The following is a 13,795-nucleotide window of genomic DNA, read 5'->3' on the forward strand; positions in this document are numbered from 1 at the left end:
GATCAGGCGATATTTAATTCCTCCTTATTGGCCGCCAATACATCAATGATAAACTGAATATGCTCAGTTTGATCCACGCCCAATAAATCAATACCAGCCTGAATCTCGTCGCGCTCCACTTTCGCCGCGAAACCTTTCGACTTTAGTTTTTTCTTTACCGATTTAGGGGTCAAGCCGTTGATGCCATCTGGCCGAACTTGGCAACAAGCCACGATAAAACCAGTTAATTCATCACAAGCTAGCAGGGCTTTGTCCAAGCGTGTGTCATACGAAACACCCCACTTAGTATAATGTGCAGAGATAGCATGCGCCATTTTTTCTTCTCCCTTTTCCTTCAGCATCTCCACGATTACGTTTGGGTGCTTTTCAGGGTAAGCTTCATAATCCGCATCATGTAACAGACCGGTATTGGCCCATACGTCGGAGTCTTCATTAAAATGCTTTCCATAAGCTTCCATAACTAATTCTACCGTGCGAGCGTGCCGAAGTAAACTCTCGCCTTTAGTCATGGAATGAAGTATTTCTCTCGCTTCTGTTCTGGTCATTAATTCTTGAGGCTTTCTTGGAAGAAATTCACTACTAACATCTTAAAATCAGGATTCAAGGGTAAAGTTGGATCGCCATAGGTGGCCAAATTTTGTTGTCTATCGGCCGGTGCGTTTTTAAGTACGTGGTTCATGCCATCTATAATATACTGCTTAGATTTGGGGTTGGCTTTGTACAGTCTCGCAGCGTCGTCCATAGTCACTTGAATATCTCTTGTTCCATTAACCACGATAGAAGGAATAGTCAGTTTCTGAAAGGTCGATTGCGGATCATACTTCATCCATGCCCTCATAAATGGCTGAATACTCGGACGGAAAAGGCTTGCGAAATAAGTAGGGACATCATCCACTTTTTCCCCTTTTCGAATAGAACTCATAATACTCTCTGCCTCTTTTATGATACTTTCAGGGTTGTTAGGATTCGCTTTGATCTGGTTCATTATGGTCTCAGAAATGTTTTGAGACGGCCCTGCCAGTGATGCAAACGCGGAAACATCTGCGTCTCTACAAATAAGCATACCAATTAAAGAGCCTTGGCTGTGGCCTATGACACCAACTTTAGTAAACTTCTTATTATTCAATAGAGAGTTTAGCCAAGTCTTGGCATCTTCCACAAAGGTGTCAAAGGTGAGATCGGCTTCCGGAAGGGCAGCCGATTGACTTAGTCCCATTCCTCTTTTATCAAATCTTAAACTAGCAATCCCAGCATCTGCCAATGCTTCAGCCAACATTTTCAAGGAGTTGTTTTTGCCAGGTACTACGGCAGAGTTTCCGTCTTTATCGGTGGGGCCGGAGCCTTGAATAATTAAGACAACTGGCGTCTTTTTTCGGGTTTCGGGGTAGGTGACAACACCACCTAGCGATCCATTTTCGACATCTAAAAGGACTTCCTCTTCTTTATAATTTTGGGCTTTGCCATAGGAAAAGGCACCAAAAGTTAGCAGGCAGATAATTACAATTCTTTTCATAGGGATTTCTTACCGTAATGTACTAAGAACAGCGATAACTACGAAAAGTTGAAAATTTTTGAGAGGCTATTTCTTCTTACGAGCCGTTTTTTTAGCAGGCTTATTCTTCTCTATAAGTGCTTGGGCTTCCTCTAAAGTCATATCAGTGACATCGACTGTCTTTGGTAGCTCTATCTTTAGTTTTCCTTTGATAACATTATGTCGTCCCCAACGGGCTTTTTCGACTCTAATGCCTTCGGCTTCCCAATGGTGGATGAGCTTATCTTTCTCCTTTTGAATTTTATCTTCAATGAGCTCTACAATGTCCGCGTCTGAAAGATTATCCCAATCATACTTTTTGTTGACATTGATGAACATGTTGTTCCACTTAATAAATGGACCAAACCGACCTTTTCCCTTTTGAACAGGCTTATCGTCGTAAACATAAATTGGCGCATCAGCCGCTTCCTTTTCTTTGATCAAAACGATCGCTTCTTCTTCTGTAATACTCAGAGGATCAGCCTCTTTTGGTAAGGAAACGAATTTTTCATCGAATTTGATGTAAGGCCCAAATCTACCGATCGCCACGACAATTTCTTGGTCACGGAAACTACCCACTAGACGTGGTAATTTAAATAGTTCAAGTGCGTCTTCGAGTGTAATGTTTTCAATGAACTGCCCGGCTTTTAGACTGGCAAATTGCGGTTTGTTTTCTGGATCGTCAGGATCAGATTCCCCGATTTGGACCAGTGGACCAAACTTACCCAAACGAGCAATTACAGGTTTTCCACTTTCCGGATCAATACCAACTTCTCTACTAGAACCGACTTCGCTTCTGCTAATCTGTTCCGTAGCTTCTACTTTTTCATGGAAACCACCATAGAAGTTTTTGATCATGCGTTCCCACTCCTGACCACCATCGGCAATATTGTCGAATTGCTCCTCTACTTGGGCCGTGAAAGAGAAATCGATTACATTTGGGAAGTGCTCAACTAGAAAGTCGTTCACCACCATGGCAATATTGGTAGGGAAGAGTTTAGCCTTTTCAGCCCCAGTTATTTCAGTTTTTACCGCTTCCTTCACCACATTATTCTCCAGTGTCAATTCAGCGTATTTCCTTTCTACACCTTCTCTATTTTCTTTGGAGACATAATCTCGTTTTTGTACTGTAGAAATGGTTGGGGCATAAGTAGAAGGTCTACCAATACCCATTTCTTCTAATTTTTTCACCAAACTCGCCTCAGTGTAGCGGGCAGGAGGTCTAGAGAATCCTTGACGCGCTTTGATAAAATCTAAGGAAAGCGCTTGGCCGATCACTAAAGGGGGAAGCATTCCCTTAGCTTCTTCATTTGGCTCTTCATCGTCGGTAGATTCAATATACACTTTGAGAAAACCCTCAAATTTGATGACCTCACCATGAGCGACTAGTTTCTGTTCGTTTCCAGAGATATCAATAGTAACAACAGTTTTTTCCAATTGTGCATCTGCCATTTGAGATGCAACTGCTCTTTTCCAGATTAGCTCATAAAGGCGTTGCTCATTATAATCCTTTCCAGCAGTATGGTGCGAAAAGTTAGTCGGCCTGATGGCTTCGTGCGCTTCTTGGGCAGATTTCGACTTCGTTTTGAACTTTCTGGTATTCACAAACTCCTCACCGTAAGAAGCCGAGATTTCTTTAACCGCACCTTGAATCGCTTCATCAGAAAGATTCAACGAGTCAGTTCTCATGTATGAGATTTTACCCGCTTCGTAAAGTTTCTGGGCAACCGTCATGGTTTGCAAAACGGAGTATCCCAACTTTCTACTGGCTTCCTGTTGAAGTGTAGAAGTTGTGAAAGGAGGGGCGGGAGACCTTTTTGCAGGCTTTTTCTCTAAGTTCTGAATAGTAAACTCAGCGTTTACACAGTTATCCAAAAATGCCTTAGCTTCTTCTTGAGTATCGAACCTTTTTGGTATTTCTGCCTTGAGCTCTCGGCCTTCAACATTGAAAAGAGCGCTTACCTTAAAAAAGGATTTTGCTTCGAATTGGTCAATTTCGCGTTCCTTCTCAACCACTAGTCTAACGGCCACAGATTGAACGCGTCCGGCAGATAAACCTCTTTTGATCTTTTTCCAAAGTACAGGGGAAAGCTCATAGCCAACCAGTCTGTCTAAGATTCTTCTGGCCTGCTGTGCATTTACTAAATCAACATCAATATCTCTTGGGCTAGACATGGCCGCTTGGATCGCTGATTTTGTGATTTCTCTGAATACAATACGTTTTGTATGGGCTGGGTCTAGTTTTAAAGCTTCCTTTAAATGCCAGCTAATGGCTTCTCCTTCGCGGTCATCATCACTCGCTAGGTAGATTGTTTCTGCTGCTTTCGAGAGTTTTTTGAGTCCTTTGATTACCTCTTTTTTATCAGCGGTTACTTCGTATGTCGGTTTGAAGTTGTTTTCTATGTCTATAGCCTTATCACCCTTTGGCAAATCCCTTATATGGCCGTAACTAGAGACCACTTTGAAATCCTTTCCAAGATATCCTTCAATCGTTTTTGCTTTGGCAGGGGACTCAACTATTACAAGGTTTTTCGGCATACTATACTGTTTATTAACACTCAGAGCGCTCAAAGATGCGCATAAAACTTTCAAAAAAACAAATGAAGATGTAAACGACTTTGTTTAGGATATATCAAAAAAGATTATTTCTCGTTGTCTAATCATCAATCAAAATATCAAGAAAATGGTCAAAAACATCCTTTTGATTCGGCATGCCGAGGCCAGATTTGGTTCGGGAGACGAAAAAGACTTTCAGCGAAAACTTACTAAGAAAGGTAGAAGCCAGAGCACTATTTTAGGTGAATATGTCAATGGTCTGCCACTCAGGCTAGATGCTTTATACGTAAGCCCAGCTGTGCGAACACTAACAACATGTAAGCTTTTGAATGAGCAGCTAGAGTATGATCCTAGAATCATGGATGCCGAAGAACTCTACGAAGCCACAGAAAATTTAATGAAGGCCTTTCTAAGAAGAATCGATCCATTATTTAAGTCGGTGGCGATCGTGGCACATAATCCTGCTATTGCTCATGTGTATGCCTATCTGACGATGAATTTCAGAGATTTTTACCCGGGGACCTGCGCTTGGTTGGCCTTGAACGCCGAAGAGTGGGAACATACTTCGTCAAATATGGCAATAGAAAAGGATTACTACTATCCGGGCATGAGCCGATAAGGTGCCTCAAAAATTTTATCAATTCTATAAAGAATCATTCGAAAAAATGATCTTAATTTTGGCGCATGGCGTCATTAGGTAGACATATCATTGTGGAGTATTATGACTGTGCTCCAGAAGCGTTAAACGATGTTACTCACATTGAAAAGAGTATGGAAGGTGCAGCAGAGGAAGCTGGTGCCACTATAATTAATTCTACTTTCCACCACTTTTCTCCCTATGGAGTTTCTGGTGTTGTAGTCATTGAAGAAAGCCATTTGGCTATACATACTTGGCCTGAATATGGTTATGCATCGGTGGATCTTTTCACCTGTGGTGAGTCAGTTGACCCTTGGGTGTCTTATCAATTTCTGAAGGAGGCATTTAAAGCGGCACATGGTTCTGCGGTAGAGTTGAAACGTGGTGAACTCGCCTTGCTCACAAAAAAGGATTTTGATATTCAGCAACTGAGAGACGAGAAGAGCACTGATGCTGGCGAGCCGATAAGAACAAGAGATATTTGGTTTACAGAGCGGGACGATAAAATTGCCCTCTCGATGAAACATAATGGTAAACTTTACGATCAGCAGTCGGACTATCAAAGGGTAGAGGTTTATGAAACACAGGCATATGGAAATATGCTCACGCTGGATGGCATGGTCATGACGACTGAAAAGGATGAGTACGTTTATCATGAAATGATTACGCATGTGCCTATTCTCACGCATCCGAATCCAAAAAGGGTTCTCATAATCGGTGGTGGTGATGGTGGTACGGCTAGAGAAGTGTTAAAACACACGGAATTGGAAGAGGTAGTGATGGTCGAAATTGATGAAAAGGTGATTGAGGCTTGTAAACTTCATTTGCCAAGTATTGCTTCGGCACTTGACGACCCAAGATTAAACTTGATTGTTGATGACGGCATAAAATATGTCAACGAAGCCTCTGACGGCTCTTTTGATGTCGTAATTGTTGATTCTACTGATCCAGTGGGCCCTGCTGAGGGGTTGTTTTCGGTTGACTTTTACAAAGAGGTGTATAGAATTCTTTCTACCGATGGGATAATGATTACCCAAAGTGAGTCCCCTAGGTTTAACAATAAAGTTTTCAAAGAGATTTACCAGGTATACCGATCGATTTTTGGGATGGATAAGGTGCACTGCTATTTGGCCTATATCCCGACTTACCCTACTGGTATGTGGTCTTTTTCGTATAGTACGAAAGGAAGTGCGCATCCTTTAAATGGATTCGATCCAGCAAAGAGTCAAGCCTTTTCGGAAAGTAATGCATTGAGCTATTATAATGGTCAAATTCATGCTGCGGCCTTTGCTTTACCTAACTTCGTGAAACAAATGATAGATCAATGAGCATAATGGATGGTTTTGACCCGAATGGTGTTGGGGTAAAAGGGAGCTTGTTTGGACTTCCATTTACTACTGAAAATGCCAAGGTGATCATCATTCCAGTGCCATGGGACGTAACTGCGTCTTATGGAGGTGGTGCAGCCAATGCACCCCAAGCCATTTTAGATGCTTCTTCGCAAATTGATTACGAAATACCGGATATTCCTGATGCTTGGAAAATAGGCGTTGCTATGGCAGAAATACCAGAAGTATGGTATTCACTGGCAAAGGAATTAAGACCCAAAGCTGAAAAGTTTATCGATTGGTTAGAACATGGCAGTGACGCTACTCAGCGCCAAGAAATGCAAGAAATTCTGACTGAAATCAATCGCGAGTCCAAGCAGCTCATGACTTACGTTGAGCAGGAATCTCGATATTGGCATGAACAAGGCAAAACGACCATCCTTTTGGGCGGCGATCATAGCACACCTTTAGGTCACATCAAAGCTTGTGCTGATCGGGAAGGCCAGATGGGAATCTTACAGATTGACGCGCATGCCGATTTGCGGAATGCTTATGAAGGATTTACGTATTCTCACGCTAGTATTATGCATAATGTGCTCTTAAAAGATTCTATTACTCACCTGGTGCAAGTGGGCGTGAGAGACTATTGCATAGAGGAATCTCAAGCTGTAAAAGCGAGTGAAGGTAGAGTGAGGGTGTTTTATGATCAGCATTTGAAAACGGCAGAATATGAAGGCGTTAGCTGGGCTAAGCAGTGTCAGGAAATCGTTGATTGTCTACCGCAGCAGGTTTATATATCTTTTGATATTGACGGTCTTGACCCTAAACTTTGCCCAAATACGGGAACGCCAGTACCTGGTGGTTTCGAATTAGAGCAAATAAATTACCTCTTTCGATGTATCATCAAAAGTGGTAGAAATATAGTAGGGGCAGACCTTACCGAAGTATCACCAAGCAGTAATGAATGGGATGCCAATGTTGGTGCTAGAGCTCTTTATCAGCTTTCTTGTTTGATCGGCAATGCCTAAGATTCTGATATTCAATCTTTAATTGTCACAATTTCCAGCTAAAATATCCTCTCTACTCGGGTTAAAGGCATTTTCTCTGATGTCCACCTCGCCATTGAAGTTTTGATTGTTAAATAAACCTGTTAGTCCGCAGAAATCGCTTAACCCAGGGTTCTTTAAGAAGACAATTCTATTGGTATCATTGAGGTTTTGTAAGCCACCTAAATTCTGCAAATTCTCGTTTGACGAGATCACTACGCTTTCGGCAACATTGACATTTTCAAGTCCATTTAAATTTTGGAGATTTAGATTCAAACCTATGCCCAACGATTCAGTCACATTTTTAAGATTATTTAAACCAGTCATGTCAACCAATTTATTGTTGAGCGTGATATCCAAAAAGTTGAGTTCGGTTATACCCTGAAGACCATCCAAATTGTTCAGGTTAGGGTTAGCTTGAATCACGAGGTTCTCTAAGGCATTTAGATTTGAAAGGGCCGAGATAGTCTCGAGGGCAGGATTTTGATTGATGAAAACACTTATTTCTACTTCATTCAGCCCATTTAAACCATTTAAGCTAACCAGTCTGGTATTACTATAAATGTTTAACAAGGTCAGGCTATTTACACCCTCAAAACCGTTTAGGTTTGTAAGTTCTGGATTGAAGCTAATGGACAACCTACCACCTAAATCGTTCAATGATCCAAGGCCACTCGTACTTGCCAATTTTTGATTATTTAAGATGGTGAAATCACCTCCTATGGATCCCAAGGCTGATAAACCATCGAGATTTTCTAATTGATCATTATCTTCAATTTCAACATCACCTAAAACTTCTTTGAGTCCATTGAGTCCATCCAAAGAAGAGATAGAATTTCCGCTAATTGATAAAACTGATTCTACTGAAATTATGCTATTTAATGGGCTCAGGTCTACGATTGGATCGTCTGCACTGATGGAATTTATCGCAAGAGAACCCTTGATAACTTCATAACCTTTTTGTCCAAAGTCATTTACTTCTGTTTGACTTCTTAAGAATATATTATCTGTTGTGGTAGGTATTGAGTCGTCGTTGGAGCAGCCGTTCAAGATTAGAACCAAAGACAAAGAGAAGGTGAGGTATTTAAGTGTTGTTTTCATGATATGAACTTAAACTATTTGGTTGGATAATTGACAGTTTAGGTTGACAACAATTATACCAGAAATCAAATAATTCTTTGGAAGGTATTTATTTGATATATCGTTGATGGCAATTAGGAGCTCAGTCGAATGCAACAATGAAATCTTTGTTTCAAATATATTTAGCTTCTTGAGTTAGCTACCGAAATGGACATCATTGCCCTTGAAAAGCATTTTCTTGTCTCAAATGCAAGTCGGATACCAGTCAAGGCAACTTAGCAAGGTTTAGTTACTGCAGCTTCCGGAATCAATATCTTCTCTACTTGGGTTAAAGGCGTTCTCTCTAGCATCAAAAAAACCAGTAAAAGCTTCACTTTTGACTAGGTCAGAGACATCACAAAAATCTGAAAGTGCCGAATTACTAAAAAATTTAAGAACACTAGAATTTTCTAAGTTATGCAATCCTCTGAGGTTAGTCAATTTTGGGTTAAAATGTAACTCAATTCTCTCAATGGTTTGAGACGACTCTAATCCGTTAACGTTTTCTAGATTAGCATTCTCAGCGATTCCCAAGGTTCCTATGTTAACCAAGCTGTTTAGACCAGAAAGGTCTGTAAGTGAATTGTTTATGCTAATTATGAAATCTCTACTGACAGTAGATAGATTATTCAGTCCGCTCAGGCTTGTCAGATTATCATTTCTGAATAGATAGACATTTTCGGTAGTTGTAATCCCCTGTAGTCCATTCAGGTTTTGCAGATTTATATTAGACCTAACGGATAGGGTTGAGACAGATTCAAGGTTGACCAAGGCCGAAATATCCAATAATGATGGATTGAATTCAATCATTAAGGTTTCAGTGCTATGAATATTATTCAGTCCATCAAGACTTTGCAAAGAAGGATTTCCGGTGACGACTAAGTCGTTTGGCACATCTGTTACTTGAGCAAAGCCAAGAATATCCTGTAAGAGCGTGTTACCGGATATAGTGAGACTTGACCCTACAGCATTTAGTTTTGCTAAGCCAATAGTACTTGCAAGGTTTGTATTGTTTCGTAAAAAGAAACTTTGATCAATTCGAACGAGTTCACTCAAACCATCAAGACTCGTTAAAGACGTATTATTGTCTATACTCATGAAGCCGTTGACCTCTTCGAGATTGTTCAACCCAGTGAGGTCGGTAATATCAGTTTTTAGGATTTGAAAACTTCCTTCAACCCTTGTCAGCGTCTGTAGGGGACTTAGATCTGTAATTGGGTCACTGTAGTCAGAGGTAGCAATCATTAATGACCCTGCTATAGAACCATAGCCTTTGGCGCCAAACTCTTCTAGTTCTGATTGACTACCAATACTTGCATCATCAACTAATATAGAGGGGGTGTCGTCTTCATTGCAACTCGTAATGAGAATTGCCGATAGTAAAACGATAAGAATTCTATTTTTCATGATATCGTAATTTAAGTCTAAAGGGTTCTTGCTTTGTAATAACGTAATGTAGCATTATAGTTACATTTTTTTACTGCATATCAATACCATTTTATATACCTACAATCAAGCGAAAGTTCCTCAGGGTTTCATATTCGTTGTCTTAACTTTATCGAAATTCAACAGACCTCAGATCCATTTTTCGGAGCTTTCCAATAATAAAAGTAACGAATTCATTGGGAGTTTTCGGATCAGCTTTGATCACGATCCGCACATTTTTGCTGGTGACATTGCGGTAAGCTAGGCGGTCGATTTCTTCGAAAAGAATACTCTCTAAACTGTTAATAGGAACATTTTCTCCTTTGAATTCCAACAGTCGATTTTCGGTGAGTTGAAGTTCGAATTTGGCGTGATTGACGGAAAAGCGCTGATAATATGTAAATAGTGCTACCGTGGTTTGGGTTGATTCGTTCAGCGATAAAATATCCGTTGAAGACAATAGGTTGTCCCAAGGCTCACGATCAATAACTCCTTGAATACCAAATGCTAAAGGGTCAACATTCTCCTTAAGTTTAGCCAGTTTATCATATATGTTAGATGGATCGTTAAGGTCTTCTTCGATTAATATTTCTTTTTCGATCAACTCATTTTTAAAATCAACCAGAATTTTTTCAACGTCTATGTCAAATTGGATTTGAGCGTAAGCTCGTTCTATTTCTTTGGAAAAGGGCTCGCTAGACTGTGCGGTCAATAGGACCAAACAAATGCATATTAATGGGAGGAGGAACAATGATTTCTTCTTCATGCTCTAAATAAACTAAATAATTAGTTATAAGAAAAGCCATTTACAATTTTTAGACATTATGAAAGCCTAATTACCGTCACAATCTTCATCAATGATTTCCTGTAGGGTAGGGTTGTCCGAATTATCGGTGATGCTTATTGGTAGATCAATACCTTCTGCCGTTACGAATTCTTTTAATGCACAGAAATCATCTAGGAATGGATTGTTTCGAATGACTAATTCTCCAGTAATCGTTTCAAGACCAGTCAATCCTGCCAAGCTTAAAAGGGTATTGTTTGACTGAATCAGCGCCTCGTTAATGCTCCTGAGGTTTTCCAGACCTGTTAGTGAAGTAATGTCTGTTTCTGAAATTTCTAATAATCCGCCAACGGTCATTAACGACATTAGACCACTTAAACTACTTAAAAATGGGTTTCGACTTATCGTAAGGTTCAAGGTCACGTCGGTGATATTTGCTAAACCTAGTAGAGAAGTAAGTTTTGGGTTATCTGAAACTATGAGAGTCGATAGATTTCTGAGTCTCGAAAGTGTATTGATGTTCTGTAATTCGGCATTCCCAACAATCGATAAAGCATCAATGGTGCTTAGGTTATCCAGTCCATCTAGATTTCGTAAAAGTGGATTGCCTTGTATGAAAAGTGTGCCTTGTATTTCAACAAGCTGACTTAACCCGTTTAATTCAACAAGATTAGTATTCGCTATTTCTAAAACGCCTTGAATACTTGTCAACCCAGTCAAGTTGATGGATGTAATATTTGATTCAATGCCATTATTGGCACCTATTCTTACGTCGCCTATAATGGTTGTATAACCAAGCTTGGCAAAATCGTCAATCGCTTCTTGAGTATTAAGAAAAAGGTCTCCGTTGAAAACCCCCATGTTACTGGGTTGTTCGTCACTATTGCATGAAACGAATAGAAGTAAGACTCCGAAGCGTAAGACGAAACTCTTAACCTGATGCTGAAATGATATTGATGGGAGTTTAAACACATAAGGATAACTCCTAATTTACGTTAAGCAACATTTTCGCCGTTTTGGTTTCGCTGTTACCAGCTGGTATTCATTGATCTTGAGTGATCGATTTTTAAGATTCCAATGAATTGAATGTCATATGATTTACCGTTCTGCGCTCAAACTCTACTAACCACATAGGGTATTGGCACAATTACATGATTCTGTTTGTATGGTGCTCACAGAAGCAGTATTATGCATGCTGAATTAAAACGAGAATACATTGGAAGTTATAGAAACCGCAGTTCGAGATTTTAGTAATTGGATTTGGGGAATACCTTTACTCATTTTAGTGATGGGTGGGGGCTTATTCTTTATGATCTATTCAAAATTCACACCTTTTCTTTACTTCCGTCATGCGATCAATGTCCTCCGCGGAAAGTACGATGAGGATGACAAAGAGGGCCAAATTAGTCATTATGAGGCATTATCTACGGCTATTGCTTCAACTGTTGGTATGGGCAATATCAGTGGTGTTGCCGTGGCAATTACCGCAGGTGGTCCCGGAGCAATTTTCTGGATGTGGGTATCGGCGTTTTTTGGAATTGCCACAAAATATTTCACTTGTACACTCGCTGTAATGTACCGTGGTAAAGATTCTGATGGCGAGGTTCGAGGTGGACCAATGTACGTGATTACGGAAGGTTTGGGTCAAAAGTGGAAGCCTTTGGCGGTCTTCTTCTGCATTTTTGCGCTTGCAGGTGCTTTACCAATCTTTCAAGCCAATCAACTCACAGCTGCCCTTAATACTATCTTGGGTCCAGCGGTTGGCTATAATACCGAATCTTCATTTATGTTTTTAGGAGCTAATATCTCTTATGCTTCAATGATCACTGGCCTTGTTTTAATGGTTTTGGTATCCACTGTGATTTTTGGGGGAATAAAGAAAATAAGTAAAGTAGCTTCTAAGCTGGTACCAGCGATGGTAGTTATCTACTTCGTTTTGGTAATTTATATTCTGCTCCAAAATTTTGCCGCTATTCCGGGAATATTTGGTTCTATTATCGAAGAGGCATTTACAGGTAATGCTATCCTTGGTGGAGGATTAGGTGCTATTATTATTCAGGGTGCCAGAAGAGCGGCTTTTTCTAATGAAGCAGGTATTGGTACTGCGCCAATGGTTCATGGTGATACAAAAACAGATGAACCAGTTCGCGAAGGTCTTGTCGCCATGTTAGGACCAGCTATTGATACACTCATAGTTTGTACACTTACAGCATTGGTTATTTTAAGCACAGGCGTTTATGAGCCTTATTTGGGTAAAAGTGTGGAAGGAATTCCAGTGACGCTAGAAGCCTTTAATCAAGCAATTCCTGGTGGAGCTGGTGGCTACTTACTAGGCTTGTGTATTATGATTTTTGCCGTTTCTACTTTGCTATCTTACTCATATTATGGGGTGAAATGTATGTCCTTTTTATTGGGTGCGAAACGTGGCAAGATTTACAACTACATTTACATAGGAACAATTATTCTCGGCGCAGTCGCGTCGCTTGATTTTGTGTTTACGCTCATCGATAGCAGTTTCGCTTTGATGGCGATACCTACGATTTTATCGGCAATTCTCCTCGCACCTAAGGTGACGGCTGCTTCTAAAGATTATTTTGCCCGTCTTAAAAATGGGGAAATGGGTTAGTTGCGTTGGACGCCCTCTTCTGTAAGCTTGATTAGAAATTTTCGGAAACGCCGCGTATTGTAATTAGCCATTCCTGTATGTCTCACAACGACTTCGCCTTTTGGAGAAATCACGAAAGTAGAAGGAACATAACCTGTTTCGTACATATTGGGTAACCTGCCGACCATTTGATGAATAGGTAGGTCAAAACCTTTCTTATCAACCCATTTTATGGCGGTTTCCATTTCTCTGTCTTCGGAAATCATCAGAAAGACAATGTCATCATAGTCTGCTAATTTTTTCTTCAGGCCATTTATATTGGGCATTTCAGCCACGCAAGGCGGGCACCATGTAGCCCAAATATTCATGAAAATTGTTTTGCCTTTCAGCGTATTGACATCGATGATGTTACCATCACGATCGGTTACTTTGAAGTTTAAATCAGCAGTGAAAACAGAGCTTTCGTCTAACTCAGAAGCACTAACGATTCCTGTTTCGAGAAATACTTGCTGAACCTTGCCAAATACCTCTGCTTGGGCGCCAGTCAGGTAAATAATAGCGAATATTGAAACGATCACCGTAAGCTCGATGATGTCTCTTCTAGTCACTTTGGCTTTTTTAGGCTTCTTCATAGGCTAATGTTACATCAAAACTACTGAACAAGTTCAGTTTAAGAAAAGGAATTTGTCAGTCAGATAACGGAAAATAATTGAAACCTTCATGCATTGTCCTTGTTATTGTTGAATATCGCAGCTGAAATTGTT

General features: G+C 40.3%; 12 protein-coding genes. 4 read left to right on the forward strand and 8 right to left on the reverse strand.

All coding sequences use genetic code 11. The annotated features are described in order from the left end of the window. Positions 1-2 precede the first annotated feature (2 nt). From BFP71_RS13225 to topA, 3 genes are all read right to left on the reverse strand, one after another. Positions 3-545 carry an HD domain-containing protein gene (locus BFP71_RS13225; protein ID WP_069835935.1) on the reverse strand — a complete coding sequence of 181 codons (543 nt, stop codon included), beginning with the start codon at positions 543-545 and terminating at the stop codon, positions 3-5. After that, the gene (locus tag BFP71_RS13230; protein ID WP_069835936.1) at positions 545-1,513 is read right to left on the reverse strand and encodes an alpha/beta hydrolase; all 969 of its coding nucleotides are present in this window, start codon (positions 1,511-1,513) and stop codon (positions 545-547) included. The genes BFP71_RS13225 and BFP71_RS13230 overlap by 1 nt, the downstream gene beginning before the upstream one ends. A gap of 66 nt (positions 1,514-1,579) precedes the next feature. Beyond that, positions 1,580-4,069 carry a type I DNA topoisomerase gene (topA, locus tag BFP71_RS13235; RefSeq protein WP_069835937.1) on the reverse strand — a complete coding sequence of 830 codons (2,490 nt, stop codon included), beginning with the start codon at positions 4,067-4,069 and terminating at the stop codon, positions 1,580-1,582. Between the two features lie 145 nt (positions 4,070-4,214). Here topA and BFP71_RS13240 point away from each other — a divergent pair, with 145 nt between their 5' ends. The 3 genes from BFP71_RS13240 to BFP71_RS13250 all read left to right on the forward strand — a co-directional run bounded on the left by BFP71_RS13240 (position 4,215) and on the right by BFP71_RS13250 (position 7,080). Further along, positions 4,215-4,706 (forward strand): SixA phosphatase family protein, encoded by a 492-nt coding sequence (locus BFP71_RS13240; protein ID WP_069835938.1) that lies wholly within the window; start codon positions 4,215-4,217, stop codon positions 4,704-4,706. A 65-nt stretch (positions 4,707-4,771) separates the two neighbouring features. Next, entirely contained in the window at positions 4,772-6,052 is a 1,281-nt protein-coding gene (gene speE, locus BFP71_RS13245; protein WP_069835939.1) for a polyamine aminopropyltransferase, read from the forward strand. Continuing rightward, positions 6,049-7,080: an agmatinase family protein gene (locus BFP71_RS13250; protein WP_069835940.1), complete on the forward strand. Its 1,032-nt coding sequence runs from the start codon at positions 6,049-6,051 to the stop codon at positions 7,078-7,080. The genes speE and BFP71_RS13250 overlap by 4 nt, the downstream gene beginning before the upstream one ends. Positions 7,081-7,098: 18 nt before the next feature. Here BFP71_RS13250 and BFP71_RS13255 read toward each other — a convergent pair whose 3' ends face one another. The 4 genes from BFP71_RS13255 to BFP71_RS13270 all read right to left on the reverse strand — a co-directional run bounded on the left by BFP71_RS13255 (position 7,099) and on the right by BFP71_RS13270 (position 11,287). After that, on the reverse strand, positions 7,099-8,199 hold the full coding sequence (locus BFP71_RS13255) for a receptor L domain-containing protein (RefSeq protein ID WP_069835941.1): 1,101 nt from the start codon (positions 8,197-8,199) through the stop codon (positions 7,099-7,101). A gap of 264 nt (positions 8,200-8,463) precedes the next feature. Then, a complete protein-coding gene (locus BFP71_RS13260) occupies positions 8,464-9,624 on the reverse strand; it encodes a hypothetical protein (protein ID WP_069835942.1) in 1,161 nt (386 codons plus the stop codon). Positions 9,625-9,772: 148 nt separating this feature from the next. Then, entirely contained in the window at positions 9,773-10,408 is a 636-nt protein-coding gene (locus tag BFP71_RS13265; RefSeq protein ID WP_141719761.1) for a hypothetical protein, read from the reverse strand. 66 nt (positions 10,409-10,474) lie between these two features. Continuing rightward, positions 10,475-11,287: a receptor L domain-containing protein gene (locus BFP71_RS13270; protein WP_069835944.1), complete on the reverse strand. Its 813-nt coding sequence runs from the start codon at positions 11,285-11,287 to the stop codon at positions 10,475-10,477. 355 nt (positions 11,288-11,642) lie between these two features. Here BFP71_RS13270 and BFP71_RS13275 point away from each other — a divergent pair, with 355 nt between their 5' ends. Further along, positions 11,643-13,052 carry an alanine/glycine:cation symporter family protein gene (locus tag BFP71_RS13275; RefSeq protein ID WP_069835945.1) on the forward strand — a complete coding sequence of 470 codons (1,410 nt, stop codon included), beginning with the start codon at positions 11,643-11,645 and terminating at the stop codon, positions 13,050-13,052. Here the strand turns inward: BFP71_RS13275 and BFP71_RS13280 are convergent. Continuing rightward, entirely contained in the window at positions 13,049-13,663 is a 615-nt protein-coding gene (locus BFP71_RS13280; RefSeq protein WP_069835946.1) for a TlpA family protein disulfide reductase, read from the reverse strand. The two genes, BFP71_RS13275 and BFP71_RS13280, sit on opposite strands and share 4 nt — an antisense overlap. Between the last annotated feature and the right edge of the window lie 132 nt (positions 13,664-13,795).

The sequence above is a fragment of the Roseivirga misakiensis genome (assembly GCF_001747105.1).
In the GTDB taxonomy this organism is placed as follows: domain Bacteria; phylum Bacteroidota; class Bacteroidia; order Cytophagales; family Cyclobacteriaceae; genus Roseivirga; species Roseivirga misakiensis.

What these genes read in the sequence shown, in the direction of transcription:
- BFP71_RS13225 (WP_069835935.1), bottom strand. Translation starts at nt 545, where the DNA reads ATGACCAGAACAGAAGCGAGAGAAATACTTCATTCCATGACTAAAGGC.
- BFP71_RS13230 (WP_069835936.1), bottom strand. Translation starts at nt 1,513, where the DNA reads ATGAAAAGAATTGTAATTATCTGCCTGCTAACTTTTGGTGCCTTTTCC.
- topA (WP_069835937.1), bottom strand. Translation starts at nt 4,069, where the DNA reads ATGCCGAAAAACCTTGTAATAGTTGAGTCCCCTGCCAAAGCAAAAACG.
- BFP71_RS13240 (WP_069835938.1), top strand. Translation starts at nt 4,215, where the DNA reads ATGGTCAAAAACATCCTTTTGATTCGGCATGCCGAGGCCAGATTTGGT.
- speE (WP_069835939.1), top strand. Translation starts at nt 4,772, where the DNA reads ATGGCGTCATTAGGTAGACATATCATTGTGGAGTATTATGACTGTGCT.
- BFP71_RS13250 (WP_069835940.1), top strand. Translation starts at nt 6,049, where the DNA reads ATGAGCATAATGGATGGTTTTGACCCGAATGGTGTTGGGGTAAAAGGG.
- BFP71_RS13255 (WP_069835941.1), bottom strand. Translation starts at nt 8,199, where the DNA reads ATGAAAACAACACTTAAATACCTCACCTTCTCTTTGTCTTTGGTTCTA.
- BFP71_RS13260 (WP_069835942.1), bottom strand. Translation starts at nt 9,624, where the DNA reads ATGAAAAATAGAATTCTTATCGTTTTACTATCGGCAATTCTCATTACG.
- BFP71_RS13265 (WP_141719761.1), bottom strand. Translation starts at nt 10,408, where the DNA reads ATGAAGAAGAAATCATTGTTCCTCCTCCCATTAATATGCATTTGTTTG.
- BFP71_RS13270 (WP_069835944.1), bottom strand. Translation starts at nt 11,287, where the DNA reads ATGGGGGTTTTCAACGGAGACCTTTTTCTTAATACTCAAGAAGCGATT.
- BFP71_RS13280 (WP_069835946.1), bottom strand. Translation starts at nt 13,663, where the DNA reads ATGAAGAAGCCTAAAAAAGCCAAAGTGACTAGAAGAGACATCATCGAG.